The sequence below is a fragment of the Streptomyces sp. NPDC047042 genome, assembly GCF_040644035.1.
Lineage (GTDB): Bacteria > Actinomycetota > Actinomycetes > Streptomycetales > Streptomycetaceae > Streptomyces.
In genome coordinates, this window is the sequence record NZ_JBEYVP010000030.1 from 83,260 (window position 1) to 110,037 (window position 26,778).

The window sequence follows — 26,778 nt, forward strand, 5'->3', positions numbered from 1 at the left end:
CACGCGAACCGGTTCGACAGCCGATAGTCGCCGCTCCACCCTTCCTACAAGGAGTTGTCGTGAACATCGGTGAGATCGCCCGGCTGGCCGGTGTCTCGCGGAGCACCGTCTCCTACGCGCTGAGCGGGAAGCGCCCAGTCTCGGACGACACCCGCCGCAAGATCCAGCGCGTCGTCGACGAACTGGGCTACCAGCCCAGCGCCAGCGCCCGCGCCCTGGCCAACGGCCGGACCAGCACCCTCGGTCTGGTCTTTCCGCCGGCCGGGAACCACTACACGGGAATGCAGCTGGATTTCATCGGCAGCGTGGTGGAGGCCGCGGCGGCCCACGACTACGACGTACTGCTCTCGCCGAGCGGTGTGGACAGCGACCGCTCGTTCCAGCGCCTGCTGGGCGAGCGCCGGGTCGACGGCGCGATCCTCATGGAGATCAGGCTGGAGGACGACCGGGTCGATCACCTGGCAGCCCTCGACTTCCCGTTCGTCGCCATCGGCCGTACCGCTCGAACCGAGAGCTGTTCATGGGTCGGGCTCGACCACACCACGCTGGTGGAGCGCTGTGTCCATCACCTGGCGGATCTCGGCCACCGCCGGGTCGCCTTCGTCAACCGTCCCGAGCAGTTGCTGCGCACCGGGTACGAGTCGGCCCAGCGCGGGCTGAACGGCTTCACCAAGGCCGCGGCCGAACGTGGGCTCACCGTCCGCACGTACTGCTGCGGAGACGACGCCGCCTCGGGCCAGACCTGCCTGGAACGGATCCTGCACGACGACCCGGCCACCACCGCCCTGGTCACCCTCAACGAGGCTGCGCTCGGCGGCCTCTATCGGGGCCTCGCCGAGGCAGGCCGCCATGTACCGCGCGACTTCTCCCTCACGGGGGTCGTGGCGGGCCGGTGGGCGGAGACGGTGACGCCGCAGCTCACCGCGGCGGACGTACCGGCGGAGCAGATGGGCCGCCTCGCCGTAGACCTGCTGGTAGAGCGGCTCAACCACCCCGACGCACCGCCCCGGCACCATCTCCTCACCCCGCCGATCTCGCTACGGGCCAGCACAGGCCCGGCCGGAACCGCGCCGAGTACAGACGCCGGGGCCGGTATGACGGCCTGACCTCCTTACTTCCCTCCCTACCTCCCTACCGCCGTACCTCCGTACCTCCCTTCTTCCTCACTTCACCGCACGCTCGCCCGTGCGCGCGCATCCGCCTGCCGGCCCTTGCCTCGGCACTCCCATGCCCAGAAACAAAGGAACTTCCGCCATGAACCGATCCACCAGACAGCGTCGTCTGACCGCCGCCGCTGTGACCGTGCTGGCCGTCGCTGTGAGTGCCACTGCCTGTTCGTCCGGCTCGGGCAGTTCGGACACGAAGGCCGCTGACGGCGGTACCTACTCGATCTGGGACCCCTACCCGCAGTTCGCGAAGGGTTCGGCGTGGGTGAAGCTGCTGGAGGACTGCGGTACGAAGGCCGGGGTGAAGGTCAAGCGGACCGGGTTCGACACGGGTGACCTGGCGAACAAGACGCTGCTCGCGGCGCAGCAGGGCAATTCTCCGGATGTGCTGATCGTGGACAACCCGGTGGTCTCGACGCTGGCTGAGGCCGGTGTGCTGACGACGACGGACGACAACAAGCTGGACACGTCCGCGGTGGATCCGAACCTGCTGGCGGCGGGTCAGTCGGGCGGCAAAACGTACGGGACGCCGATCGGCGCCAACACCCTGGCCCTCTACTACAACAAGAAGGTCCTGGCGGAGGCCGGGGTGGATATCGCGTCGGTGAAGGACTGGGCGTCGCTGACGGCGGCGCTTGCGAAGGTGAAGAAGGCGGGGAAGAAGGGGATCACGTTCTCGGCGATCGGTACGGAGGAGGGCAGTTTCCAGTTCCTGCCCTGGTTCTGGGGGTCGGGTGCGAAGCTGACCGCGCTGGATTCGCCGGAGTCGGTGTCGGCGCTGGCGTTGTGGAAGGGCTGGCTGGACAAGGGCTACGCGCCCAACTCGGTCCTCAACAACACGCAGACCACCAGCTGGCAGGAGTTCGCGTCGGGGGAGTACGCGTTCAGTGAGAACGGCACCTGGCAGCTGGCGAACGCGGAGAAGGCCGGGTTCGAGTACGGGGTGATCCCGGTCCCGGGCGCGTCGGGGGGCAATGCGGCGGCGCCGACGGGCGGGGAGTTCGTGACGGTGCCGGTGCAGGACGACACCGCCCGCTACGCGACCTCGCAGAAGATCGTGTCCTGCCTGACCAGCAGCCAGAACCTGTTGGCCACCGACACGACGCTGTCCTATGTCGCGCCGACCGGTGAGGTGCAGGAGAAGCAGGTCGCGGCGAATGCGCAGCTGAAGCCGTGGGTGGACGCGGTGAAGGCGGCCAAGGGCCGTACCAGTGACGACCTGGGCACCAAGTACCCGAAGATCTCCGAGCAGTTGTGGAAGGCGGTCCAGTCCGCGCTGAGCGGCTCCACCTCCCCCAAGGACGCGCTCACGGCCGCCCAGTCCGCCGTCAAGTAACCGAGTGCCGAAGGCCAGTTGATGAACCGCACGACACACGCACCGGACGACGGCCGTCTGGTGAGCGAGGGGGCCGGGGCGGCGACCGCCGCTCCGGCCCCGGGCCCGGTCCGCGTCACGCGCCGGCGCCGTCCGGCCTCTGCGCAGTGGACGGCCTGGGCGTTTATCGCCCCGGTCGCCTGCTACCTCGCCGTCTTCTACGCCTATCCCCTCTACCGCAACCTCGATCTGAGCCTGCGCAACTACACGGTCCGCTCGTTCGTGCAGGGCAACGCCCCCTTCACGGGCCTGGACAACTACCGCAGGATCTTCGACGATGCGACCTTCACCCCGGCCCTGGTGCACACGGCCGTGTTCACCGCGGTGTGCCTGGTTTTCCAGTACGCCATCGGCCTGGCGCTCGCGGTCTTCTTCCACCAGCACTTCCGCCTCTCGGCCACCCTGCGGGCCCTGTTCCTCGTGCCGTGGCTGCTGCCGCTGATCGTGTCCGCGTCCACCTGGTCCTGGATGCTCAACTCCGATTCCGGCATCGTCAACGCCACCCTGAACACGGTCGGTATCGGCCCGGTGAACTGGCTGACCTCACCGACCTGGTCCCTGGCCTCGGTGATCATCGCGAACATCTGGATCGGTGTCCCCTTCAACCTCGTCGTCCTCTACAGCGGCCTGCAGTCCATCCCCGCCGGCCTCTACGAAGCGGCCGCCCTGGACGGAGCGAACGCCTGGCGACGCTTTTGGTCCATCACCTTCCCCCTGCTGCGCCCGGTCTCCGCGATCACCCTCCTGCTCGGGCTGGTGTACACGCTGAAGGTCTTCGACATCATCTGGATCATGACCAAGGGCGGTCCCGCCGACTCCTCGACCACTTTCGCGACCTGGTCCTACCAACTCGGCTTCGGCAGCCTCCTCCCGGCGTTCGGGCCCGGAGCGGCTGTCGGCAACCTCCTGGTCGTCGCCGCCCTCGTCTTCGGCCTGATCTATCTGCGCATCCAGCGAAAGCAGGCCCTGACATGACCGCAACCGCTCCCCCCACTCTCACGCGCCGCGACCGGACGTGGGGCAAGACGGTCATCGGGGTCGTTTTGACCGGGGTGATGCTGTTCCCGGTGTACTGGATGCTGAATGTGTCCTTCACCCGCGACCAGGACATGCGCAAGTCCCCGCCCAGCCTGTTCCCGGTCAACGGCACACTGGCCGGCTACCGCACCGTCCTCACCGAACAGCTGCCCTACCTCGCCACCAGCCTCGTCGTCGCCCTGGGCACCGTCGCGTTGACGGTGACGCTGGCCGCGCCCGCCGGATACGCGCTGGCGAAACTCCGCCCCCGCGGCGGCGGCGTCCTCAGCTTCCTCCTGCTGGCCGCGCAGATGATCCCCGGCATCATCATGGCGATGGGCTTCTACGCCATCTACCTCCAACTCGGCGTCCTGCAGTCCCTCCCCGGCCTGATCGTCGCCGACTCCACCCTCGCCGTGCCCTTCGCGGTCCTCATCTTCACCGCGTTCATGACCGGCATTCCCGGTGAACTCATCCAGGCCGCACAGATGGACGGAGCACGGCCCCTGCGCACGTTCTGGTCGATCGTCCTGCCGATGAGCCGCAACTCGATCGTCACGGTGTCCCTGTTCGCGTTCTTGTGGTCCTGGTCCGACTTCATCTTCGCCAGCACGCTGGTCAACGGCGGCACCCACGAGCCGATCACGCTGGGCATCTACCACTACATCGGCAACAACAACCAGCAGTGGAACGCCATCATGGCCACCGCCGTCGTGGCCTCCCTGCCCGCCACGGTCATCCTCGTCCTCGCCCAGCGCTACGTCGCCGCAGGCGTCACCGCCGGCGCCGTCAAAGACTGACCCCCACCCCTTCTTCCTGGTCCCCACCGACCGTCCCCCCGCACCCCGGACGGACGGCCGCCCCTGCCCGAGAAACGAGTACCGCCGCCATGACAGCCGACCGATCCGGCCCCGTCTTCTGCGTCCAGGACATCCCCTTCAGCACCCACGGATCGTGGTTCGGCATCTCACCCGTCCTGGCGGAAAAGACCCGCGCCGAAGACCTCCACCTCGTCTCCCACCAAAACGGCATGCACGCCACCCTGCGCCTCGTACCGCTGGTCGTAGCTACCGGCGAGCGGGCACAGACGCAGGTGACGGCGACACCGGGCCTGCTCACCTGGACCAGCGAGAACGGGCGCATCGACCTCGCCTACGAAACCCCGGACACCATCAGGGTGTTCGGGACGGGACTTGCTCTACGCATCTCCGCGGCAGCGAAGGCCCTGACCCCCTTCAGCGGCACCTACTTCTACGACGACCCGGCCGCACAGGCGCACGTATTCACCTCCTACGAAACCGGCCGCCGCTACCGCATCACCCTGCTCACCGGAACGATCACCGAGGTGACCGGATCCCAGGCTCTGGGCAGCGCCGACCGCGGCCTGACGGTCACCACCGCCGAGCCCGGCGGCTCCTGGGAGATAGCGGTCGAGGAACTCGACACCGCGAGAGAGCCCTACCGCTCATCAGCAACGTTCGACGAGGTCACAACCGCCGCCCACGGCGCGTTCGCGGAGTTCGTCGACGCGCTCGCCCCCTGGCGTACCCCGGACACCCCCGCCGCCGAACTCGCCGCCTACGTCCTGTGGTCAGCCACCGTCCGCCCCGCAGGCCTGCTCACCCGCCCCGGCGTCCTCATGTCCAAACACTGGATGGACAAAGTCTGGAGCTGGGACCACTGCTTCAACGCCCTCGCCCTCGCCCCCGGCCACCCCCACCTCGCCTGGGACCAATACCACCTCCCCTTCGACCACCAAGACCAGGCCGGCGCCCTGCCCGACTCCGTCACCCACTCTGAAGTCCTCCACAACTTCGTCAAACCCCCCATCCACGGCTGGACCCTCAACCACCTCCGCCGCCTCCTGCCCACACCCCTCACCCACACCCAACTCACCCACACCTACGACCGACTCCAACGCTGGACAGATTTTTGGCTCACCGCCCGCCGCGCCCCCGGCCACACCCTGCCCCACTACCAGCACGGCAACGACAGCGGCTGGGACAACGCCACCACCTTCGACCCCGAACGCCTCATCATCACCGCCGACCTCGCCGCCTTCCTCACCCTCCAACTCCACCAACTCGCCGACCTCGCCACCGAGTTGGGGCACACCGACGAAGCCGCCCACTGGCAGCAAACCGCCACCGACACCCAAACCGCCATGCTCGACCACCTCTGGACCGGCGACCGGTTCGTGGCCCAAAGCGTCACCACCGGGGACACCTGGAGCACCTCCAGCCTCCTCGACCTCATGCCCATCACCCTCGGCGAACACCTCCCACCCCACATCAGCACCACCCTCGCCCAGCGCATCCAAGCCCACCTCACCCCCCACGGCCTCGCCACCGAACTCCCCACCTCCCCCCACTACCTCCCCGACGGCTACTGGCGCGGCCCCATCTGGGCCCCCGCCACCGTCCTCATCGAAGACGGCCTCCGCCGCGCCGGCCACCACCACCTCGCCAACGACATCAGCACCCGCTTCCGCACCCTGTGCGAAACCCACGGCTTCGCCGAAAACTTCGACGCCCTCACCGGCACCGGCCTCCGCGACCGCGCCTACACCTGGACCGCCGCCAGCTACCTCCTCCTCGCCGAAGCGCACACACGCCGAGCCGGCCACTGACCGCCCCGTAGCCCCGTAGCCCCGCCTTCGCCGCCGTCCACGGCGAAGGCGGGGCTTACGCAAGCCTCCGTGTGAAAGGCTGTCGGCGGCGAGAGCGGGGGCGTGAAGTGGACGACGGCAGCCTGAGGTGGCTCGGTACGTACTGCTACGAGAGGCGGGGGCAGACGCCGGGAATGCGGGGTGGCGTCGCACTGACCGCAGTACGTGGGCTGAAGGTGGAGACGCTTCTCCAGCGTCTGGGGGCTTCGCGGGGTGAGGGCGGGGGAGCCGCTGTCCGGTACCGGGATTTCGACTTCCCCGCAGGGACGGGATCACGGACGCCGTGCATGTACGGGGTTTCGGGTGACTGGAGTTACGTCCTGGAAGACTCCGGCTCGGCCACCTGGTACGAGAGATGGTTCAACGACGATCCTGCCGTGAAGCCGCGCCCCGGCGAAGAAATGGTGTGCATCAACCCGAACATCGCGGTTCAGCCCTGCTGGCTGGTGTACGCCCCGGGCGACGGGGCGGTGTGGTTCACGGAGTTCGGACAGAGCCCGCTGGACAGTCGGCGCAAGGATGTGACCGGCAAGGTGGCGGTGCTGGACGAGGCGCTGCGCGCCGCCGGAGCCGTGAACCCTGGTCCTCCCGAGTTCGGTGACGTGCCGGAGTGGACACGATTCGTCGACGCACACCTTGGCGGCGTGCCGGCTGTCCTGTGGCAGGCGGTGAGCGACTCCCTCGGCATTCGCATCCCGAGAGCCGATGTCGAAGAGGGGAACCTGCCGGTCGCGCTCCTGGATGATCCCTACGCGTGACCGCTACGCGCTCATGCAGTAAACGATTTCTTATCGACCTGTCGTGAATGACGGCTGCTTCTGCCACGCCCTGCTTCTGCCGCGCCCTGCTCCGCCGCGACGACCGCACGCCCGGCCCCTTCCAGCCTTCCCGGAGATCGACTCGCCGATGAGCGCCAGTCGTCGTTCGTCGTAGTAAACGTATCCACGCTACGACCCGCCAGACTCCTTGGTCAACGCCCCTGCCTCAGCCCGCTCCTGGCGCCCCTTCCCCCTCCAAACGCACAAGCAGGCGAAAACCTCCAGGTCAGAAACCACCTCCAGGTAATCGACCGGCAAGCTCGGTGAAACATTTTGGCGTCCTCCCTCTTGTGGCGCTGTCCCCGAGGTCCTACGGTCCACAGGAAACGGTTACCCAAACGCAGGCAACCGCTTCTTCCGCCCAGCCCTCAGTCGCCCGCGTCCTCTCCCCACCGCCGGCGCTGTCCGCCCTTCTCCCGGAGGACCGATGAGCACCACCCGTACGAGAGCCCTCGCCGGCGCGGCCGCCGCCCTCTCCCTGTCCCTCGCCCTGAGTTCCTGTGGGGGCGGTGGCAGCGACTCGGCGGCCAAGAGCACCCAGGGCGATGTGCAGTTGGAGTTCTGGAGCTGGACGGAGGGCATCCAGCAGCAGGTCGCGGTCTGGAACAAGGAACACCCCGAGACCCAGGTGAAGTACGTCAACGCGGCCGGTGACACCGTTTACCAGAAGCTGCGCGCCGCGGTGACCTCGGGCAACGCGCCCTGCCTGTCCAAAATGGACGGGATGAACCTGGCGAACTTCGCCGCCGACGGACTGCTCACCGACATCACCGGGATCGCGGCGCCGTACAAGGCCCGCTACACCACCCCTGCCTGGAACGCCGTCAGCCCCGGCGGCGCCACCTACGGCATCCCCACCGGATCCTCCCCGCTGTTCACGGCCTACCGCGCGGACCTGTTCCAGAAGTACGGCGTCAAGGCCCCCACCACCTGGGACGACCTGATCGCCGCGGGCAAGGCGGTGCAGAAGAAGGACAAGAACGTCAAGATCTTCAACATGGCGGGTGAAGACCCCAGCACCCTCGTGGATCTCTCCTGGCAGGCAGGCGCCGAGTGGTACAGGATCGCCGGCGACCACTGGGAGATCGGTTTCACCTCGCCCGACGCGCTCGAGGCCGCCGACATCGTGCAGCGCATGGTCGACGACAACCTCGCCTCCAACGCCTCCTACGCCGACCCCGGTGTCTTCAAGACATGGGACCTCGGCAAGACGATCCTGATGACCACGTCGACCTGGCAGTTGCCGATCTACGACACCAACTTCCCCAAGTCCAAGGGGGATTGGCAGCTCGCCGACGCGCCGGTGTTCGACCCGGCCGAGCCCCGAACCTCCAGCAACTTCGACGTCACCGCCGTCCTGAAGGGCTGCGAGTACCCAGACCGGGCCGCCCAGTTCGCGGCCTGGCTGTCCAGCAGCAAGGAGTCCCTGACCGCACTCACCGACCCGAAGTCCAAGTCGGGGCTCTTCCCGGCCGTCAAGGACGTCTCCCCGTACGTGGACAAGATCATCCCCACGGAGATGTTCAACGGGAAGTCCGACGGCGCGCGGATCATCACCACCGCGGCCTCCCGCGTCGGCGACCAGTGGCAGTACGGGCCCGACTACGCGGCTATGTACTCCGAGATGCAGAAGCAGTGGGGCAAGGTCATGAACAAGCAGCTCACGGTGAAGGACATGCTGACGCACCTTCAGGACTGGGTGCTGGCCGACCTGAGGAAAAAGGGCGTCAAGGCTGTCGCGGCCGGCTGAACCACTCGACCAGGAGACTGCCTTGTCCACCCTCACACGACCCGCGAAGGTCACCCTGGGCTCCTCGGTCCGGCGGACCTCCCCCCGCCGGACCGGGAGACGCGGAGCCTACAAGGGCCTGCTGTTCATGCTGCCCTTCCTGATCGGCTTCGTCCTCACCTACGTCGTGCCGATCGGCTACGCCTTCAGCCAGAGCGTGCACGAGAAGAAGAGCAGCGGGATCGGCTTCGGACCGACGAAGACCGTCTTCGCGGGCTTCGCTAACTTCTCCTCGATCCTCTCCGACGGCACCTTCTGGGCCGGCATGCTGCGCACCCTGCTCTTCGGGGCCGCGCAGATCACCGTGATGCTGGGCATCTCGCTGCTGCTGGCCCTGCTGCTCGACGGCGTCGCGGCCCGCGCGGTGCGCTTCTTCCGTGCCGGACTGCTCATCCCGTACGTCATTCCCGGAGTGGTGTCGACCCTGATCTGGCTGTTCCTCTACAGCCCGACCGCGAGCCCCATCGTCGACATCGCCCACCGGGCGGGCACGAGCGTCACCTTCTTCGGCGGCCTCAACACCTACCTCTCGCTGGGCAACCTGCTGACCTGGCAGGGCATCGGCTTCAACATGATCCTGATCTCCGCCTCACTGCAGGCGCTGCCGCGTGAACTGTACGAGGCGGCGCGACTGGACGGCGCGAAGGAGTGGCGGATCGCCTGGTCGATCAAGGCGCCGAACATCACCGGGATCCTCGTACTGACCGGGATGTTTTCTTTGATCGGGCGGCTTCAGCTGTTCACCGAGCCGCTGTTCCTGCGGTATGTGGCTCCCGAGTCGATCAGTACCGACTTCACGCCGATGCTGGAGATCTTCGACCGGGCCTTCAAGACCGGCGACTACCAGTACGCCGCCGCCGAATCGCTTGTGCTCGCCGCCGCCACCGGCATCCTCGCCTTCGTCTTCTACCGCGTCACGAACAGGAAGATGTCATGAGCAGCGCCTCGAACGCCGCGCCCGTCTCCGGCGGGGGAGTGCGCCCCACCCGCCGGGCGGTGGCCCTGACCACCGGCCTGCTCGTCGTCTTCCTGCTCTACTCGCTGGCACCCACCTGGTTCCTGCTGGTGGCGTCGACCAAGAGCCAGACCGACCTGTACTCCACCTTCGGCCTGTGGTTCTCCTCCAACCATCTCGCCGACAACTTCCAGGCCATCTGGGACTACCACGACGGGGTCTTCGGCCGCTGGATCCTCAACTCCGTCCTCTACTCCACCGTCGGAGCGGCCGGTTCGACGCTGATCTCGCTCGCCGCCGGCTACGGCCTGTCGAAGTACGAGTTCCGCGGCCGGGGCGCCCTGTTCGGCGTCATCGTCGGGGCCTCCCTGCTGCCGAGCACACTGCTGGCCTTCCCGCTCTACCTCGTCTTCGCGGAGATCGGGCTCACCAACACCGTGTGGGCCGTGCTGATCCCGTACTTCATCAACCCGTTCGGGGTCTACCTCGGCAAGGTCTACGCCGACACCTCGGTGCCCGCCGAGCTGATGGAGGCGGCCCGTATCGACGGCGCGAGCGAGACACGCGTCTTCTTCTCCATCGCGCTGCGGTTGATGCGAACCGGCGGCATCACCATCTTCATGCTCGACTTCGTCAGCATCTGGAACAACTTCTTCCTCCCGCTGTTCATGCTCAACGGTGAGCGCTCCTTCCCCGTCACCCTGGGCCTGTTCTCCTGGGTGCAGCAGGCACAGCAGTCGCGCGACATGAACACCCTCGTCCTCACCGGGTCACTGCTGTCCATCGTTCCGCTGGCGATCTTCATGTTCGCCCTCCAGAAGTACTGGCGCAGCGGAATCCTCATGGGCAGCCTCAAGTAAAGGAACACCAGTGCCCAACGCACCCAAGAGACGTGACGTCCTCAAGTACGCCGGGGCGACCGGTGCCGCCGCGACCGCCTTCGGCCTGCCCCTCGCCCAGCCCGCCGCCGCGGCCGAACCGGAGACCTTCCGCGCGCGTGGCCGTGCCCCGCTCGACACCGTCGTCTTCGGTGACGCGGACTCCGAGGCCGCGCACCATCTCGAGGCGACCCTCTCCGACGTCGTCACCGGCGGTCTCGGCCAGCCGGCCCGTGTGCTCAACCCCTCGACTCCGGCGGCCTACTGGGGCGGCACGCTGAAGTTCGACGTCGCCGTCCGCCCGACCGGCACCACCTATGTCACCGTCCGGCTCTGGGGCGACGACCACGACGACACCTCCGAGGAGGCCGGGTCCGGCACGAACATGTGGCGGCTGCAGCTCTTCTGCGAGGGCAAGCAGGTCGGTTACGAGGACCAGGGTGCCGTGGACAGCCTGGACATCCTCGACACCGCGCCCCGCACCCCGGGCCGTTTCTTCTTCCACACCCTGCCGCTGCCGGAACGGATGACGGCGGGCAGGAACAAGGTGACACTGGAGATCCGGTCGATGGGCCGCATCTGGTCCTACGGCCAGGACGCGAGCCAGCTCTACCGGACCATGACCACGCCCTCGCGCGGCATCTACCGCCTGTACACCCACACCGACCCCTACTTCGAGGCGCCCAGGGGAGAGGTCCAGGGCACCGCCCCCACGGCGACCGTCCGTACCGGTGGCGAGGAGGTCATGGACGCCATCAGGGCGCGGGTGCAGAAGGACCAGAAGAACCTCCTCACCACCGCGACCCCGGCCACCATGGACGGCTGGGCCATGCAGTCCCTGGCCGAGGGCTATCTGTGGCCGGGCAGCCCCGCCCATCAGGACCCGCAGGCGATCGAGCGGGTTCTGATGGCCATCGACGGCCGCTACATGGCATGGAAGGCCGACGCCACCGTGCTCACCGGCTCCGACCAGCAGTGGCAGGGCTTCGGACGGGTCGGCCTGGTGCTGGCCCTGCTCTGGGAGCACCTCGGCGACCGCCTCGACGGACAGGTCACCGGTTCGCCGTACGCCATCGCCAACCCCGGCTTCGAGTCCGGCGGCGCCACACCCACGGGCTGGCAGATGCCCGGCTGGGCCACCGCCGGCGGCGGCACCTGGGCCCGCGACACCACCGTCCGGCGCTCCGGTACCGCCTCCCTGAAACTCCAGGTCAGCACGGCGAGCGGCTACAGCTACGTCAACTCGGCGCCCAGAACACGGCTCACGCCAGGCACGTACAGGTACGGCGCCTGGATCAGGACCGACGGTGTCACCGGCGCCGGCGCCCACATCGACCCGCTGTTCTTCGACGCGAGCGGCAAGCTCGTCGGCAGCGACCACAAGGTGTACGCGAGCAAGGGCACCCACGACTGGGAGTACGTCGAGTTCGTCTTCGCCACCCCGGCCGGCGCCACCCAACTGGAGCTGCACCTGCGGCTGTCCGGCCCGGGCACGGCCTGGTTCGACGACATCACCCTCGTCGCCCCCGCCGACACCACCGCCCCCGTGCCGCCGCCGCGCAGGGACGCGTACGTCGACATGCTCAGATCCAGCCGCGACTACTGGCGCCGGCACTTCCCTCACTACAGCAACCAGGCCCAGATCTGCGCCATCGGCCTCTACCAGACCAACCGGGGCCTGCGGCTGCTCGCTCCGGAGCTGGCTCTGCCGGAGGACAGGGCCCGCGACTACCTGTACCAGTCGATCGGGATGGTCCCCTACCTCGGCCCCGAGGACCAGGACGGCAACCCGACCAGACCGCTCGGCGCCGACTACTACCAGGTGACCAGGGCGGGCCTGACCCGCGAACTGGGCTACGTCGGCAGCTACGGAGAGGTCATCGACTGGCTCGTCATGATGTACGAGTCGGTCACCCGCGGGTACCAGGGCCAGGAAGCGCCCGAACTGCGCGACCACATGGTCATGATGACCAAGGCACGGGGCAAATTCCGGGTCGTCGACGTGGACAAGGACCACCATCGGATCTCCCGCATCGAGACGGTCATCGGCTGGCGCAACGAGGTCTACCCCGGGGAGACCGCCTACGCCTCACGCACCGCCTGGGACTCCAACCCCGTCATGTCGGCCGCCGTGTTCAAGGACCCGGAGATCGTCGGCTGGACCCAGGAGATGGTCGCCGACGGCCAGCTCTACCCCCAGCTCAACCTCCAGGCCACACATCCCTGGACCCGGGTCGGCCTCAACGCCCTGCGCTTCCTCTCCCGCGACTGGGACGACTTCCAGTCCCTGGCCGCCCGGCCCGCCCGTATCCCGACCGCCTGGGACCAGCCGGACTTCGTCCTCACCGACGAGCAGAACGGCTGTGTCGCCGTCAAGAACGGCGAGGAACTCTTCTTCGCCTCGCTGTACTTCCGCTCGCGCCAGGGCGTGAACAACTACGCCCGTATCCACCACGTCACCCCTGTCGACCAGCGTTCGGCCACCGTCCGGGAGCACAGCGCCGGCACCACGGACGCCACCTTCACCGCCCGCGACTGGGTCCTGTGGGACTACGCCATCAACGACCCCGGCGCCTCCCACCTCCCGCCCGGTGGCTTCCCGCCGCCCGGCGACACCCTGCACCAGGCACTCGCCGGTGATGTGTACCGTCTCGCTCCCGTCCCCGACGACGTGCCCGATCCCACCCTCGGCGTCCACTTCGACGGCGTCGAGACCATGCTCGTCGGCCGGGCGCCCTTCTACCTCTGCGAGTACGGCGACTACCTCGTCGCCATGAACACCAGCACCGACCGGACCTGCGTCCTGCCCGCCCGCCCCGACTTCGGCCCAGCCCGGGACCTGGTCACCGGCAAGACGATCGGCGCCGGGAAGCGGCCCCGCCTCGGCCCGCTCAGCACCCTGGTGCTGTACCGGGGCGACACCGGGTGAGGAAGGAACAGCACATGCCGCACGCGGGTTTCGCGTCCGCCGTCTGTCAGGAGAGGCACGCGTGATCGACCTCGGCCGTGGTCGCCTGTTCTGTGTGAATTCGGGGCCCGTCGACGCCCCCGCCGTGCTGCTTGTGCACGGCTGGGGCGGCGACGGCCGCGAATGGTCGTTCCACGCCGAGAACCTGGCCGACCGGTTCTGTGTCGTCGTCCCCGACCTGCGCGGCCACGGCCGTTCCGACGTGCCGGGGACGGGTAACTCGCCGAGGGAGATGGCGGACGACCTGGCGGCGCTGGTCGAGGTCCTCGACCGCGGTCCCGTGGTCGCCGTCGGCCACTCCATGGGCGGGCAGGTGGTCAACCTGCTCGCCGTACGACGGCCCGACCTGGTCCGCTCGGTTGTCGCCCTCGACCCGGCGCACGGCGCACACGGCACCGAAGTGGACGGCATCCCGGGCCGGTTGGCCGCCTACCGCGAGCACGGAGCCGCCGCGGCGGCCGACTTCGTCGCCGGCGCGTTCTCCGCCCAGGCCCCGCCCGGGCTGCGCACCGCCCACATCCGCACCATGCTCGGTACTCCGGACCACGTCGTCGCGCAGGCGTACGCGGGCATGTACACCGACCCGGAGGCTGTCGGCGTCCGCCCGCACAGCGAGGAGTACCTGCGCCGCCGTATCCGCCCGGCCCTGACGGTGTGGACGTCCGCCGAGGCCGCCGCCTGGGAGGAGACCACCCTGCACCTTCCCGGCTCGCGCGTGGAGCACTGGCCCGGCGTCGGGCACTACCTGCACGAGGAACAGCCCGAACGCACCGTACGGCTCATCCGCCGGTGGGCGGACACGGAGTAAGGAGTGAGGCCGTCATACGGTCGCCGCCTCCACCTCCAACCGCTGCTGCCGGCGGCTGCGTTGCAGGACCGGGTCGGGGACAGGCGCGGCCGCCACCAGGCGCTGGGTGTACTCGTGCTGCGGACGGTCGCACACATCGGTGCTGCGGCCCTCCTCGACGATGCGCCCGTGTTGCAGCACCAGGGTGCGCGCCGCGAACTCCTTGACGACGGCGAGGTCGTGCGTGATGAACAGGTACGCGCACCCCAGCGTGTCCTGGAGCTCGGCGAGGAGGCTCAGTGCGGCGGCCTGGGTGGTGACGTCGAGGGCACTGGTAGGCTCGTCGCAGATGATGAGCCGGGGCTGCCGGGCGACCGCCCGGGCGATGGCGATGCGCTGACGCTGGCCTCCGCTGAACTGGGCCGGATACCGGTCGGCGGCGTCCTCCGGGAGGCCCACGCGGCGCAGCAGTGCGCCGATGTGGTCGCGGACCTCCTGGCGCGAGCGGGTGGAACCGGCGAGCAGGGGCTCCGCCAGCGTCCGGCCCACCGGCAGCGCCGGGTTGAGCGACCCGTACGGGTTCTGGAAGATCGCCTGGAGGTCGGAGGAGAGCAGCCGTCGGGCCCGGCCGGCGAGTCGGGTGATGTCCCGGCCGTCGAGCAGTACGCGCCCGCCGCTGACCGGGGTGAGGCCGAGCACCGCCCTGCCGATGGTCGTCTTCCCGGAGCCGGACTCGCCCACGAGGGCGACCGTCTCGGCCTGACCGACCTCGAACGACACGTCCTCGATGACGGTGACCGGGGGCTTGCGGAAGCCCCGGCCCGGATAGCGGACCGCCAGGGAGTCGAGCCGCAGTACGGGTGACTGGAGTTCGGATGTCTGGGGTACGGGCGTTGTGGTCACGCGATCCTGCCCTCGGTCCGAGCGATGCTGGGCGTGCTCTCGATGAGCTTCTTCGTGTACGGGTGCCGGGGCCGGTAGAAGATGTCGTCGACCGAGCCCTCCTCGACGATCCGGCCGTGCTCCATCACGATGGCGCGGTCGCAGCTGTCGGCCACCACCCCCAGGTCATGGGTGATGAGGATGATCGCCATGCCGTGCTCGTCGCGCAGCGACCGCAGCAGGTCCAGGATGCCCGCCTGCACGGTCACGTCCAGGGCCGTGGTCGGCTCGTCGGCGATCAGTACCTTCGGGGATCCGGCCAGCGCCATGGCGATGACGACGCGCTGGAGCATGCCCCCGGACAGCTCGTGCGGATGGCGGCGCGCGACATCGTCCGGATCACGCAGCTGGACGCTGGTCAGCAGCTCCCGCATCCGCCGCCGTACGGCTTCCTTGCCGTCCGGCGCGGTGCCGGTGCGCCGGATGACCTCCGAGAGCTGGGAGCCGATGGTGAAGTACGGGTCGAGCGCCACCATCGGTTCCTGCGACACGAGGGCGATCTCCCGGCCGCGGATGCCCTCCAGCTCCCGCTCGGGCAGACCGCTGATCCGGGTGCCGGCCAGCCATGCCGAACCGCCGGTCACGGCCCCGTTGGGGGCGAGCAGCCCCAGCAGGGACAGGCCCGTCACCGTCTTTCCGCTGCCCGACTCGCCCACGAGGCCGAAGATCTCACCGGGACGGACGGCGAAGCTGATCGAGTCGACCACCGTCCGGGGCCCCTGTGCCGTGGCGAAGGCGATCGAGTAGTCCCGTACCGCGAGAACCGTGTCGGCCGACGGGGTGTCCGACGGCTTGGCGGCGACCTCGAGGGGCGTCGTGCGGACCGGTCGGCGCGAGCGCCCGCCGGTGGCCTGCCGCCGGTCCTGGTCGAGGTCGCGCAGCCCGTCGCCGACCAGCCCGAACGACAGGGACATGAGGCCGATCACGCCACCGGAGACCAGGAGCAGATAGGAGTTCTGCTGCATGATCTGCGCGCCGTCGCCGACCATGCCGCCCCAGCTCGGGGCCGGTGCCGGAGTGGCCAGGCCGAGGAATCCGAGGCCGGTCTGGATGGCGAGGGCGTTGCCGGAGAAGAGGAAGACGGGGACCAGCAACTGCCCGGTCAGCCGGGGGAGGATGTGCCGGGCCATGATGCGTGCCGGGCCGAGGCCGTTCACCCGGGCGGCGTCCACGAACAGCTCCTCGCGCAGCTCAAGACAGGAGCTGCGGATGATCCGGGCGAGACCCGCGGAGGCGAAGAAGCCGAGTGTGAGCATGGCGGCGACGTTGCTCTGGTAGAAGATCGCCAGGACGGCGAGCGTGATGATGACCGCCGGGACCGAGAGCATGATGTCCAGCACGGCGACGATGACCCGGTCGGTCCAGCCGCGCAGGTAACCGGCCAGCATGCCCAGGGACATGCCGACGAAGGCGTAGACGAGTACCGCGAGCCCCACCCCGACGAGGGTGGGCCGTCCGCCGTACAGGAGCCGGCTCAGTACGTCGCGGCCGAGTGCGTCGGTGCCCAGGGGATGGTCCGTCGACGGGCCGGACAGGGTGTGGAACAAGTCCTGCGCGAGCGGCGGATGCGGTGCCAGGAGCGGGGCGAGGATCACGGCGACGCTGATCACCGTGACGACGGCGAGCGCTGTGACGGTGACGGGACGGCGCCATATCCCGGCGAAGGGGTTGGTCCTCGCCCGCGATCGCGCCTTGGGGGGCGCCTCGACAGTGGTCATTCCGTACGTACCTTCGGGTTGAGGAGGCTGTAGAGGACGTCGACGAGAAGGTTCACCACGATGACCATGACGGTGAAGGTGAGGGCGAGGCCCTGGACGACCGGCAGATCGTGCTGGTTGGTCGCGTCCACGACCGTGGTGCCCAGGCCGGGCAGGGTGAAGACGTTCTCGACGAGGATCGTGCCGGGAATGAAGGTGATCATCATGAGGCCGATGGTGGTCACCACCGGCAGTCCGCAGCCCCGCAGGGCGTGCTTCCAGATGATCGACGAGGACCTGATGCCGGAGGCCCGCAGCGTTCTGATGTGGTCGAGGCTCAGGGTGGACAGCATCGCGTCGCGGGTGACCTTGGAGATGAAGGCGATCCCGCCGATCGAGAGGGCGACCACCGGCAGGACCAGGCCCGTCGCCCACTGCCCCGGGGACTGCGCGAACGGGGTGTACCCGGTGGCGGGGAAGATCGCGAACTTGACGGCGAACACGGCGACCAGCAGCAGCGCGATCCAGAAGTTCGGCACCGCGCTGCCCAGCAGCGACACGATGTCGAACAGCCGGCGGCTGTACCGGCCCCGTGTCGCGCTGAACACACCGAGCACCACGCCGACCAGGCTCGCGAGCACGGTCCCCCCGATCACCAGCGCCAGGGTGACCGGCAGACGCTGTCCGATCAGCCCCAGTACGGACTCACCGGTGAACAGCGAGTTGCCGAGGTCGCCGCGCACCATGTCCCGGAAGTACAGCCAGTACTGCACGACGACCGGCTGGTCGAGATGCATCGCGGCCTTCAGCGCGTCGTACTGCTCCGGTGTCGCGTTGATGCCGAGGACCGTGCGCGCGGGGTCTCCGGGCACGAACGATTCGAGGAGGAAGGTGATCGCCGAGACGATCACCAGGAGCGGGACGGACAGGGCCAGCCTGCGGAGAAGGATGGGAAACATCGGTCCTCGTCAGCCAACGGTCCACGTGGTGTTGGAGGTCAGCTGGGCGCCGCCCTCCGGGAACAGCACCCCGTGCAGCTTGGTGTTGTACATGGCGATCGTGTCGGTGCCGGACACCGGCAGCGCCAGCGCCTTGCGCACGATCACATCGGTGAGCTCCTTCGCGGCCGTCCCGCTGGACTGCGGGTCCGACTTGGCGAGCCGGGCGTAGGCGGCGTCGACGTCCGGATCGGCCACGCCGAAGAGGTTCATGATGCCCGTCTTGGTGAAGCCGGCCTGCTGGGCGTAGAAGTTTGACTCGCCGCCCGAGCCGGGGGAGAGCACGGTGGCCGCGTACTTCTTCGTCAGCAGGTCGTTGATCCAGGCGCCGAAGTTCGTGGCGGCCCGCAGCTCCAGCTTGACGCCCACCTCGGCGAGCTGGGCCTGCACCGCCTGGACCATCTTGGTCGTCGAGGGGTCGAACGAACCGTAGTTCACCGGGATGGTCAGCCCGCTGCCGTAGCCGGCCGCCTTCAGCAGTGCCTTGGCCTTGGCCGGGTCGTAGGGGTACACCTTCTGGGCGGCGGGGCTGTAGCCGTCGTAACCGGGCATCGCGGGCTGCGAGACCGGTGTGCCGAAGTCGCCGTAGACCGCCTTGGTGATCGCGGTGCGGTCGATGGCGAAGTTCAGCGCCTGCCGGACGCGTTCGTCGCCCAGTCCCTTGACGATGGTGCCCGCGCGGTCCAGGAGGAACAGGCCCGCCCAGGTGGTGGGCTTGGTGAGCGTGGTCAGCGCCTTGTCGCCCTTGATGGTCGGCGCCACGTCCGGAGTGCCGAACATGAGGTCGATCTGCCCGGACTTCAGGGCCTGCACCTGCGAGTTGACGTTCGGCATCACCCGTACGGTGATCTTCTTGAAGTGGACGGCGGACTTGTCCCAATAGTTCTTGTTCGGAACGTAGGCGTAGTGGTCACCGGAGATCGACTGCTGGGGGCTGTACACGTACGGCCCGGAGCCGAAGGTCGCGGAGGCCAGCTTCTTCGGGTCCTTCAGGCCGGCCGGGCTGATGATGGCGCCGCCCATGTACGAGGGCGTGAACAGGGTGCCCATGTCGGGGTTCGGCGTCGGGCTGCTGACGACCACGGTCGAGGCGTCGGGCGTGGCGAAGGTCAGGGGCCGGAAGTTGGCGACGGAGGGTCCGCTGCCCTTCTGGAAGTACGTGAAGGACCTGACGACGTCGGCGGCGGTGATCGGCGTGCCGTCGGCGAACTTCGCGCCCTTGCGCAGCTGGAGCTGGAACTTGGTGTTGCCCTGGCCGACGTAGCCCCACTTGTCGGCGATCCCGGCGCCCAGGGTGCCGTCGGCCTTGCGGGTCAGCAGCGTCGCGTAGGCGGGGTCCATGTAGTTCAGGAAGGGCCCGACGGCGACCTGGGCCGGGTCCAGGCTGTTGGGAGCCGAGGACAGGGCGATGGTCAGGTTCGCCGGGCCGGAGCCGGAGCCGGCGCCCGCTCCGCTGGTCTGTCCACCGCCGCAGGCGGCGAGCGTGAGCGTCGCCACCACACCGATGGAGGCCTGGAGTGCGGTTCTTCTCTTCATTGAGGGTCTCCGTTGCGTGGAATTGCCGGGGAGAGGGGCAGGAACCGGGAGGATCGGGTGACTCGCGGGGGCGCCGATGAGCGGACGTCCCGGGACGGGGCCCGGCAGTGGGGTGATGAACCCGGTGCGGGTGGAGCGGGTCTCCGCGGCGGTTGCAGCCGACCGTGATCAGCGGTTGGATCACTGGGCCGGTGCAGTACTTTGAGTTACTTTAACGTGTCGCTAACACGTTAAAGTTGGTGTCCTGTAAATTAACGGCGTCTCTCGCATTGCGCAAGAGGTTCCTGGAAGGCGGTTGTGAGTGGCACCACGGAGCAGGAGGGTCACCAGTGCGGATGTGGCCCGTGAGGCCGGTGTTTCCCGCGCGACGGTGAGTTTCGTCCTCAACAACACGGCACATCAGAAGATCACCGACGCGACCCGACAACGCGTCCTGGCGGCGGCGGCCGAACTCGGCTACGCCCCCTCGCCCGCCGCGCGAACGCTCCGCAACGGACGGTCCGACGTCGTGCTGGGGCTGCTGCCGGACTGGCCCCTCGGTCATTCGGCGGGAGAGCTGATCCAGGAGCTGACCCGCGCCTTCGCGAGCCGCAGCCTGACCTTCGTGGTGCACTCCAGCATCCGGGGGGCCCGCTCGCTCGGCGACATCTGGAAGGCCCTCACCCCGGCCGCCGTACTGGCCTTCGAACCGTTCTCCGACCTCGACTCCGCGGCGATGCGGGCCGCCGGCATCGAGGTGATCGTCGCCATGTACGACGCGCGGGAGGAGGGCGCGGGCGAGGCCGACACCAGCGGACGCGCGATCGGCGCCCTGCAGGCCCGTCATCTGGCCGCCTCCCACCAGCGCCTGGCATACGCGTACCCGGACGAGGAACGGGTCGCCGTGTTCGCCCGGCCACGCCTGGACGGCGTCCGGGAGGTCTGTGCCGACCTGGGGCTGCCCGAGCCCGACGTCCGGACGGTTCCGCTCGATCCCGCCGGGGCGGCCGACACCATCAGGGCCTGGCGTGCCATGGACATCCCGGTGACCGGCGTCTGCGCGTTCAACGACGAGGTCGCCATGGCCGTGCTGGCCGGCGCGCACCACCTGGGCCTTCGGGCTCCCGGGGACATCGCGGTCATCGGCGTCGACAACAGCCCCGCCTCGGCCGTGGCCTGCCCGCCGCTGACCACGGTCGTCCAGGACGTCGCCGCCATCGCCGAGTACTACGCGGACTCCGTGACGGCGGCGCTCGCCGGTACGCAGCTCTCCGGGGAAGTGGTCGAGCCGCGCATCCGGCTGGAGGTCCGTGCGTCGGCGTGACGGCCCGACGCCATCGAAGCGGGGGTGGCCGAATCCCGACGCCTCCCCGGCGCCCCTTGCCGTGTCCCATGACCGCACAGAGAGCTGACGACCTTGCCCCTGGACCCCTATCTCGCTCAGCGGCTGCACCTCATAGCCGATCTGACGTTCGCCGACCTCGTGGACCCCGAGGCCGCGTCGCGGTTCGGCCGGTTCGCGGAGGATCCGTCGCCGTGGGCGCAACCCGATGTCACCGTCGAGAACGGCGAGATCGCCGGACCGCACGGGCCGGTGCCGGTCAGGACCTACACCCCGCGGGAGCCGGGCTCCACGGCCCTGCTGTGGGTGCACGGCGGAGGCTTCCTCGCCGGTGACCTCGACATGCCCGAAGCGCACGTCGTGGCATCCGAACTGGCCGCGCGGGCCCAGGCGTTGGTCGTCTGCGTCGACTACCGGCTGGCGACCGACGGGGTCCGTCATCCCGTGCCGCTGGACGACGTGCGCGCCGCATGGCGATGGTTCCGGGACGAACGGGCCGCCGACGCCCGTACCGTGGCCCTCGGCGGCGCGAGCGCGGGCGCGGCCCTGGCTCTGGCCACCGCCGTACACGACCGCGACGAGGATGTGCGACCGGCCGATCTGCTGCTGCTCGCCTACCCGTTCGCGCACTTCCCCGTCCCGGCCCTGGATGCCGCGACGGCCGCCGAGATGGCCCCCCTCCCACCGACGATGCGCTTCACCACGACCGACATCGAGTTCATGGTGGAGAACTACGTCGGCAGGCTCACCGACCTGCCGCGCGACGCCCTGCCGGGAGCGGCCGCGCTGCACCGACTCCCGCCTGTACATCTCCTGGTCTCCGAGTACGACGATCTCCGGCCCTCCGGCGAACTCCTGGCACGGCAGTTGACGGCGTCCGACGTGCCGGTGACGACCTACCTCGCCGAAGGCATGCCGCACGGTCACCTCAACCGGACGCCGGCTCTTCCCGAGGTCGACCGCTCCCTCGACTTCTTCGCCGACGCCCTGCGCCAGTAGGGACCGCGGCCGCAAGGACCGCAGCAGGGAGAGCAGCCCGCTGTCGTGTCAGAGACAGCGGGCCGCCGTATGTGGGGCGGGGTGACAGAACCCGCTGCACGACGGCTCAGACGGGACGCAGCGTCAGGACATGGCTGCCGGACCCGAGCCGTCCCACGGCCTCCGCCTCCGCGCAGCTCCAGCCCTCCGGGGCGCTGAACTGCCCGGTGGTGCCGGGCGGCAGGACGGCGTTCACCGTGAGGGTGCCGCCGGCGATCGACCAGGCGACGGACGCCGGCCCGTACGGAGTGGTGATCGAGGCCTCGGCCGATGTGATCGTGCCGCCGGGGCGGGGCGCGATCTCGAGGGTGCGGTAGCCGGGAGAGGCGGGACGCAGTCCGGCGACGGACCGGTAGAGCCAGGCCGCGACCGCGCCGTAGGCGTAGTGGTTGAACGACAGCATCATGCCCGCGTTCTCGACGTCGATCGTGCCGTCGGGCTGGACGGCGTCCCACCGTTCCCACATGGTGGTGGCACCCCGGGCCACCTGGTAGAGCCAGCCCGGGCACTCCGGGTTGAGCAGCAACTGGTAGGCCTCGTCCGTGTGCCCGGTACCGGTGAGCGCGGGCAGCACGAAGGGTGTGCCCAAGAACCCCGTGGCGATGCGTCCGTCCCGGGCGCGCACCAGACCGGCGAGGGCCTTGGCAACGTCGGCGCGCTCGGCGGCCGGCGCGATACCGAACTCGAGAGCGAGCGCACAACCGGTCTGCGTGGTGCGGGCGTGGTCGCCCCACTTGCGCCAGGCCGCCTCGCCGGTACGCCGGTGCAGGTCCGCGTACCGCTCGGCGTCCTCGACGTGCCCCAACTCCCTTGCCGCGTCGGCGAGCAGACGGGCGCTGTGCGCGACGAACGCGGTCGCGACATAGCCGGAGTCGGTGGTGGCCCGCGCCGGATCCTCCGGTGGCGCGGCCGGGTCGAGCCAGTCACCGAGTTGCGCGTTGCCGCTCCAGGTGCCGTCCTCGTCCAGGTGGTCGACGGTGAAGCCGACCCAGGCCCGCATCGCCGCGTAGTGACGCTCGAGCATGCCGTGTCCGCCGTAGGCCTCGAACAGGGCGGCCGGTACGACCGTGGCGGCGTCGCCCCAGCCCGCGGCGCCCCCGGCGTGCGGCAGCTCGGCCGGTGGCGGCTCGCCGAGCGGCACATCGGGGATCACCAACGGGACCGCGCCATCGGGTCGTTGCTCGATCCGCAGGTCGGTGAACCAGCTGTCGAGGAAGGAACCGCTGTCGAAGGTGGCGCACGCCGTCGGGGCGAAGGCCATGAGGTCGCCGGTCCAGCCGAGCCGTTCGTCCCGTTGCGGACAGTCGGTGGGCACGGCGAGGAAGTTGCCGCGCTGGGAGCGTACGACGTTGGCGTACAGCGTGTTCACGCGCTCGTCGGAGCAGTGGAACCCGCCGATGCGGCGCAGGTCGCTCGCCACCACCTCGACCTCGACCGCCTCGACGGTCACGGTCGGGGGGACGACGATCTCGGCGTACCGGAAGCCGTGGAAGGTGAACTCCGGCCGCAGTTCGGTCGGACCGCCGGCCAGCGTGTACTGGTCGGTGGCACGGGCGCCGCGCAGCAGGCTCGTCAGCAGCCGGCCGTCCGCGTCGAGAACCTCGGCGTGCCGCACGGTGACCGTGCTCCCCGCCGGGCCGTCCACACGGAGCCTGAGCCAGCCCGTGATGTTCTCGCCCGCGTCGACGGCGATCGTGCCGTCGGGCAGGGTCCGCAGCTCGGGCCGGATCACCTGGACGACCCGCACGGCGGGGTGCGCGCGCTGCGTCAGCCCCCTGGGCAGGGGGAGGGCGGTGACCTGTTCCCAGGAGTCGTCGACGAAGTCGCGCAGCTGCCAGTCGTCCGGTTCGTGACGCAGATCGTGTTCGCAGCCGTCGTACAGATCCGCCGCCAGCAGACCGCCGTAGCCGCCACGCCAGTGGTCGTCCGTGGCGACCGTGATGACGCTGCCGTCGGCCAGGGTGACTTCCAGCTGGGCGAGGAGAGCCGTGGTGTCGCCGTAGACATTGCGGGTCTTGTGCCAGGTGAGGTGGCCTCGGTACCAGCCGTCGCCGAGCGCGGCGGACAGCGCGTTCGTGCCCGCGGCAAGGAGGGTGGTGACGTAGTAGGTGGCGTAGAGCAGCCGGTTGGGGTAGCTGGTCCAGCCCGGCTCCAGCAGGTCGTCCGAGACGGGGTGCCCGTTGACGGCGGTGCGGTGGACGCCCAGTGAGGTCACGTACAGGCGGGCGGACACCGGCTCCGCCGGGAGGTCGAACTCCCGGCGGAGCAGCGGTGCCGGGCCGGGGGAGGTACGGCCCCGGTCGCTGGGGAGATGGACGGGACGGGCCACCCAGTCCGCGTCGTCCAGGAGCGCCGCCTCCACCCTGGCGGGGTCGCTCCAGGCCGTCCATCCGATGTCGGTGCGGACGCGGACACGCCAGTACCGGACCTCGCGGCTGCACAGCGGCTCGGCCGGCCACGGGTGATCGGTCACCGTGCCGGACTCGACCACTTCGCCGGGCGGTCCGTCGTCGAAGGGGAGGCCGGCCGACACCTGGACCTCGTAGGCGTGTTGCAGGACGTCCGGACGTTCGCTCGTCAGCGACCACGACAGGCGCGGGGTGGCGTACGGGGTGGCCACCAGACCGGAGTCGTCCTCGGTGCGCAGGGCGACGACCGACGTCGCGGTGTCCGGCGCGTCAGGTGCCGTGTGGCTCGACGTGTTCATCGCTGGAGGTGCCTCCGGAGGAATCGCAGCGTGGACTGGTGCAGCGCGGTGCGGTGCGGGATGGAGGCCCAGGCGTGGTCAGCGCCCGCCACGATCTCCAGCTGTGCGTTGCCGTCGTAGTGGTCCAGATAGCGGCGCGCGTACTCGAGGGGAGCGATGTCGTCCTGGTCGCCGTGCAGGATGTGCACGGGCCCGGTGTACGCGCCGGAGCGCCCGTAGACGTCGAGGCCGGCGATGTCCTCGATGAGCGCGGGGCTCATCCGGTGGCCGCCGGTGTCGACGTACCCCTTCTCCGCCAGCTCCGGGGCGAGACTGCGGCCCTTGAGCAGGCCGCTGCCGATCTCGAACGGGGCTACGGCGGCCGGGGACCACAGGCACAGGGCGCTGATCCCGGGCACCTCGGCGGCCGTGATGCCGGCGACCACACCACCCATGCTCATACCGACCAGGGCGATCCGGCCGGGGTCGACGAAGTCGAAGGTCCGCACCACTTCCAGTACCGCGCGGGTCTCGTCGAGTTCACCGGTGATGGTGACGTCGAAGAAGTCGCCGTCGCTCTCGCCGTGTCCGGAGAGGTCGAAGCGGACCGAGGCGATGCCGTGGGACTCCAGCAGCCGGGACATGGCGACGAAGTCCGGCAGTTCGAGCCGGTTGGAGGCGAAGCCGTGCACGAACACGGCGGTCGGCCAGCGGGTTTCCGTGGGGCCGTCGGGGATGTGCAATGTGGAGCGCAGGGTCAGCTCGCGGTGGCGGAAGTCGTGATGGCGGATCAAGGAGCAGCCTTTTCGGTCGTCTTGAGCGTGAGTACGGGGTCGCTGCCGGCGCCGACGGCCTCCTCGGGCCGGGTGGCTTCGGGCAGTCGCGGCACCCAGAGCAGGCCGATCACCGCCGAGACCACCATCAAGCCGAACAGCAGACCGAAGAACAGCCGGGTGTGGCCCACGGCGAAGGCGGGCGTGCCCAGGGCGGCCAGACCGGCGACGGCCCGGGTGAACGCCATGGTCACGCCGGTGGCGGTGGCCCGCAGCAGGGTGGGGAAGAGTTCCTGGGACCAGATCTTGTAGATGGACTCGCCGGCGAAGGCGTTGCCCAGACCGGAGACGAGCATGACGGCGACCAGGGTGAACCTGGTGGGCCCGAGCAGGGCGGGCAGCGCCCAGGCGACGACGATGAGTCCGGTGCCCGCCGCGAACCAGCCGTGCCTGGCCGGCCGGTCGATGACCCGCATGAACACCAGGCCCGCGACGAAGCCCAACGGAAGCCCGAGCAGGGACAGTTGGGAGAACCGCGCGACCTCTCCCTCGGCCAGCGCGGTCCACAGGAAGGTGCCGAACTGCCCGAGGGTGTTCGCGCCGAGGTTCCAGGTGGCGTAGTACAGGCCGGTCGCGAGCAGGGCGTGGACGGTCGGTGCCCGGAAGAGATCCCGGACGCGGCTGAACTCGATGGTCCCGGCGTCGGCGTCGGCGTCGGCGCGTGCGTCGGCGGCCCGGCGTGCCGCGCGCCACTCGGCGGACTCGCCGAGGCTCAGCCGCAGGACCAGCACGACGAGGGCCACGACCAGCAGGTGGGCGAAGAGTATCCGGCCGCCGGCCATGCCCCGCGCCCCCATGAAGGAGCTCAGCGTCAGCACGGTCACGATGCCGGCGAGCCAGAGCATGCCGGAGAACACCACCATGGTGCCCTTCCTGCCGTCCGGCGCCTCCTCGTTGACGAGTGCCAGTGACACGGGGAGGTCGGCGCCGATGGCCAGCCCGGTGACCACCACTCCGGTGAAGAGCACGGCGGGGCCCGCCGCCACGAGGAGCAGCAGGACGCCGATCGCGTAGAGGACGAGCGAGCAGGTGAAGACGGCCCGTCGGCCGAACCGGTCGCCCAGCCGGCCACCGAACAGCGCGCCGACCGCGAAGCCCAGGGTCTGCAGCCCCAGCAGGGAGCCGATGGTCCCGGGAGTGAGCTGGAGCGGTGCGGCGTAGTAACCGCCGATGGCGATTCCCGACGTCACCAGGGCGGCGGCATCGAGGTAGGAGGCCATGCCGGCGAGCGTCGCGGTCTTCCAGGGGTTGCTCGTGATCTCGTTCGGGCCAGGCATGGGTCCTCTTCACTGAGTACCGTAATTGA

At 69.4% G+C, this 26,778-nt stretch carries 20 protein-coding genes; 13 read left to right on the forward strand and 7 right to left on the reverse strand.

Going from position 1 to position 26,778, the window contains the following annotated elements:
• Window positions 1-59: 59 nt before the first annotated feature.
• The 11 genes from ABZ855_RS31715 to ABZ855_RS31765 all read left to right on the forward strand — a co-directional run bounded on the left by ABZ855_RS31715 (window position 60) and on the right by ABZ855_RS31765 (window position 14,442).
• Complete coding sequence (locus tag ABZ855_RS31715; RefSeq protein ID WP_360812724.1) at window positions 60-1,106, forward strand: LacI family DNA-binding transcriptional regulator; 1,047 nt, start codon at window positions 60-62, stop codon at window positions 1,104-1,106.
• Between the two features lie 148 nt (window positions 1,107-1,254).
• Window positions 1,255-2,502 carry an extracellular solute-binding protein gene (locus ABZ855_RS31720; protein WP_360812726.1) on the forward strand — a complete coding sequence of 416 codons (1,248 nt, stop codon included), beginning with the start codon at window positions 1,255-1,257 and terminating at the stop codon, window positions 2,500-2,502.
• A 21-nt stretch (window positions 2,503-2,523) separates the two neighbouring features.
• Window positions 2,524-3,516 carry a sugar ABC transporter permease gene (locus ABZ855_RS31725; RefSeq protein ID WP_360812728.1) on the forward strand — a complete coding sequence of 331 codons (993 nt, stop codon included), beginning with the start codon at window positions 2,524-2,526 and terminating at the stop codon, window positions 3,514-3,516.
• Entirely contained in the window at window positions 3,513-4,358 is an 846-nt protein-coding gene (locus ABZ855_RS31730; RefSeq protein WP_360812730.1) for a carbohydrate ABC transporter permease, read from the forward strand. Before ABZ855_RS31725 ends, ABZ855_RS31730 begins: the two co-directional genes overlap by 4 nt.
• A gap of 89 nt (window positions 4,359-4,447) precedes the next feature.
• Window positions 4,448-6,187 carry a trehalase family glycosidase gene (locus ABZ855_RS31735; RefSeq protein ID WP_360812732.1) on the forward strand — a complete coding sequence of 580 codons (1,740 nt, stop codon included), beginning with the start codon at window positions 4,448-4,450 and terminating at the stop codon, window positions 6,185-6,187.
• Window positions 6,188-6,513: 326 nt separating this feature from the next.
• Window positions 6,514-6,984 carry a hypothetical protein gene (locus ABZ855_RS31740; RefSeq protein WP_360812734.1) on the forward strand — a complete coding sequence of 157 codons (471 nt, stop codon included), beginning with the start codon at window positions 6,514-6,516 and terminating at the stop codon, window positions 6,982-6,984.
• A gap of 487 nt (window positions 6,985-7,471) precedes the next feature.
• Window positions 7,472-8,794: an extracellular solute-binding protein gene (locus ABZ855_RS31745; RefSeq protein ID WP_360812736.1), complete on the forward strand. Its 1,323-nt coding sequence runs from the start codon at window positions 7,472-7,474 to the stop codon at window positions 8,792-8,794.
• Between the two features lie 22 nt (window positions 8,795-8,816).
• Window positions 8,817-9,770, forward strand: coding sequence for a sugar ABC transporter permease (locus ABZ855_RS31750; protein WP_360812738.1), 954 nt, complete (start codon window positions 8,817-8,819; stop codon window positions 9,768-9,770).
• Window positions 9,767-10,648, forward strand: coding sequence for a carbohydrate ABC transporter permease (locus ABZ855_RS31755; RefSeq protein WP_360812740.1), 882 nt, complete (start codon window positions 9,767-9,769; stop codon window positions 10,646-10,648). The genes ABZ855_RS31750 and ABZ855_RS31755 overlap by 4 nt, the downstream gene beginning before the upstream one ends.
• A 10-nt stretch (window positions 10,649-10,658) precedes the next feature.
• A complete protein-coding gene (locus ABZ855_RS31760; RefSeq protein ID WP_360812742.1) occupies window positions 10,659-13,595 on the forward strand; it encodes a twin-arginine translocation signal domain-containing protein in 2,937 nt (978 codons plus the stop codon).
• A 64-nt stretch (window positions 13,596-13,659) separates the two neighbouring features.
• Window positions 13,660-14,442, forward strand: coding sequence for an alpha/beta hydrolase (locus ABZ855_RS31765; protein WP_360812812.1), 783 nt, complete (start codon window positions 13,660-13,662; stop codon window positions 14,440-14,442).
• 12 nt (window positions 14,443-14,454) lie between these two features.
• Here the strand turns inward: ABZ855_RS31765 and ABZ855_RS31770 are convergent, their stop codons facing one another.
• The 4 genes from ABZ855_RS31770 to ABZ855_RS31785 are packed head-to-tail and all read right to left on the reverse strand — an operon-like array spanning window position 14,455 to window position 19,594.
• Window positions 14,455-15,324 (reverse strand): ATP-binding cassette domain-containing protein, encoded by an 870-nt coding sequence (locus tag ABZ855_RS31770; RefSeq protein WP_360812744.1) that lies wholly within the window; start codon window positions 15,322-15,324, stop codon window positions 14,455-14,457.
• The gene (locus ABZ855_RS31775; protein WP_360812746.1) at window positions 15,321-17,081 is read right to left on the reverse strand and encodes a dipeptide/oligopeptide/nickel ABC transporter permease/ATP-binding protein; all 1,761 of its coding nucleotides are present in this window, start codon (window positions 17,079-17,081) and stop codon (window positions 15,321-15,323) included. The genes ABZ855_RS31770 and ABZ855_RS31775 overlap by 4 nt, the downstream gene beginning before the upstream one ends.
• Complete coding sequence (locus ABZ855_RS31780; protein ID WP_360812748.1) at window positions 17,078-18,019, reverse strand: ABC transporter permease; 942 nt, start codon at window positions 18,017-18,019, stop codon at window positions 17,078-17,080. Before ABZ855_RS31780 ends, ABZ855_RS31775 begins: the two co-directional genes overlap by 4 nt.
• A gap of 9 nt (window positions 18,020-18,028) precedes the next feature.
• Window positions 18,029-19,594 carry an ABC transporter substrate-binding protein gene (locus tag ABZ855_RS31785; RefSeq protein ID WP_360812750.1) on the reverse strand — a complete coding sequence of 522 codons (1,566 nt, stop codon included), beginning with the start codon at window positions 19,592-19,594 and terminating at the stop codon, window positions 18,029-18,031.
• A gap of 301 nt (window positions 19,595-19,895) precedes the next feature.
• On the opposite strand from ABZ855_RS31785, the gene ABZ855_RS31790 reads away from it, so the two are divergent.
• Window positions 19,896-20,897, forward strand: a complete 1,002-nt coding sequence (locus ABZ855_RS31790; RefSeq protein WP_360812751.1) for a LacI family DNA-binding transcriptional regulator — start codon at window positions 19,896-19,898, stop codon at window positions 20,895-20,897.
• A gap of 93 nt (window positions 20,898-20,990) precedes the next feature.
• Window positions 20,991-21,914, forward strand: a complete 924-nt coding sequence (locus ABZ855_RS31795; RefSeq protein WP_360812753.1) for an alpha/beta hydrolase — start codon at window positions 20,991-20,993, stop codon at window positions 21,912-21,914.
• Window positions 21,915-22,020: 106 nt separating this feature from the next.
• On the opposite strand, the gene ABZ855_RS31800 is transcribed toward ABZ855_RS31795, so the two are convergent.
• Genes ABZ855_RS31800 through ABZ855_RS31810 form a run of 3 tightly spaced genes read right to left on the reverse strand, consistent with a single transcriptional unit; the run spans window position 22,021 to window position 26,749 of the window.
• The gene (locus ABZ855_RS31800) at window positions 22,021-24,660 is read right to left on the reverse strand and encodes a family 78 glycoside hydrolase catalytic domain (RefSeq protein WP_360812755.1); all 2,640 of its coding nucleotides are present in this window, start codon (window positions 24,658-24,660) and stop codon (window positions 22,021-22,023) included.
• On the reverse strand, window positions 24,657-25,433 hold the full coding sequence (locus tag ABZ855_RS31805; RefSeq protein WP_360812757.1) for an alpha/beta fold hydrolase: 777 nt from the start codon (window positions 25,431-25,433) through the stop codon (window positions 24,657-24,659). Before ABZ855_RS31805 ends, ABZ855_RS31800 begins: the two co-directional genes overlap by 4 nt.
• Window positions 25,430-26,749: an MFS transporter gene (locus ABZ855_RS31810; protein WP_360812759.1), complete on the reverse strand. Its 1,320-nt coding sequence runs from the start codon at window positions 26,747-26,749 to the stop codon at window positions 25,430-25,432. The genes ABZ855_RS31805 and ABZ855_RS31810 overlap by 4 nt, the downstream gene beginning before the upstream one ends.
• Between the last annotated feature and the right edge of the window lie 29 nt (window positions 26,750-26,778).

Bases quoted from the DNA above. Each gene is read 5' to 3' on its own strand.
- ABZ855_RS31720 (WP_360812726.1), top strand. From the start codon at position 1,255: ATGAACCGATCCACCAGACAGCGTCGTCTGACCGCCGCCGCTGTGACC.
- ABZ855_RS31725 (WP_360812728.1), top strand. From the start codon at position 2,524: ATGAACCGCACGACACACGCACCGGACGACGGCCGTCTGGTGAGCGAG.
- ABZ855_RS31730 (WP_360812730.1), top strand. From the start codon at position 3,513: ATGACCGCAACCGCTCCCCCCACTCTCACGCGCCGCGACCGGACGTGG.
- ABZ855_RS31735 (WP_360812732.1), top strand. From the start codon at position 4,448: ATGACAGCCGACCGATCCGGCCCCGTCTTCTGCGTCCAGGACATCCCC.
- ABZ855_RS31740 (WP_360812734.1), top strand. From the start codon at position 6,514: ATGTACGGGGTTTCGGGTGACTGGAGTTACGTCCTGGAAGACTCCGGC.
- ABZ855_RS31745 (WP_360812736.1), top strand. From the start codon at position 7,472: ATGAGCACCACCCGTACGAGAGCCCTCGCCGGCGCGGCCGCCGCCCTC.
- ABZ855_RS31755 (WP_360812740.1), top strand. From the start codon at position 9,767: ATGAGCAGCGCCTCGAACGCCGCGCCCGTCTCCGGCGGGGGAGTGCGC.
- ABZ855_RS31775 (WP_360812746.1), bottom strand. From the start codon at position 17,081: ATGACCACTGTCGAGGCGCCCCCCAAGGCGCGATCGCGGGCGAGGACC.
- ABZ855_RS31780 (WP_360812748.1), bottom strand. From the start codon at position 18,019: ATGTTTCCCATCCTTCTCCGCAGGCTGGCCCTGTCCGTCCCGCTCCTG.
- ABZ855_RS31785 (WP_360812750.1), bottom strand. From the start codon at position 19,594: ATGAAGAGAAGAACCGCACTCCAGGCCTCCATCGGTGTGGTGGCGACG.
- ABZ855_RS31800 (WP_360812755.1), bottom strand. From the start codon at position 24,660: ATGAACACGTCGAGCCACACGGCACCTGACGCGCCGGACACCGCGACG.
- ABZ855_RS31810 (WP_360812759.1), bottom strand. From the start codon at position 26,749: ATGCCTGGCCCGAACGAGATCACGAGCAACCCCTGGAAGACCGCGACG.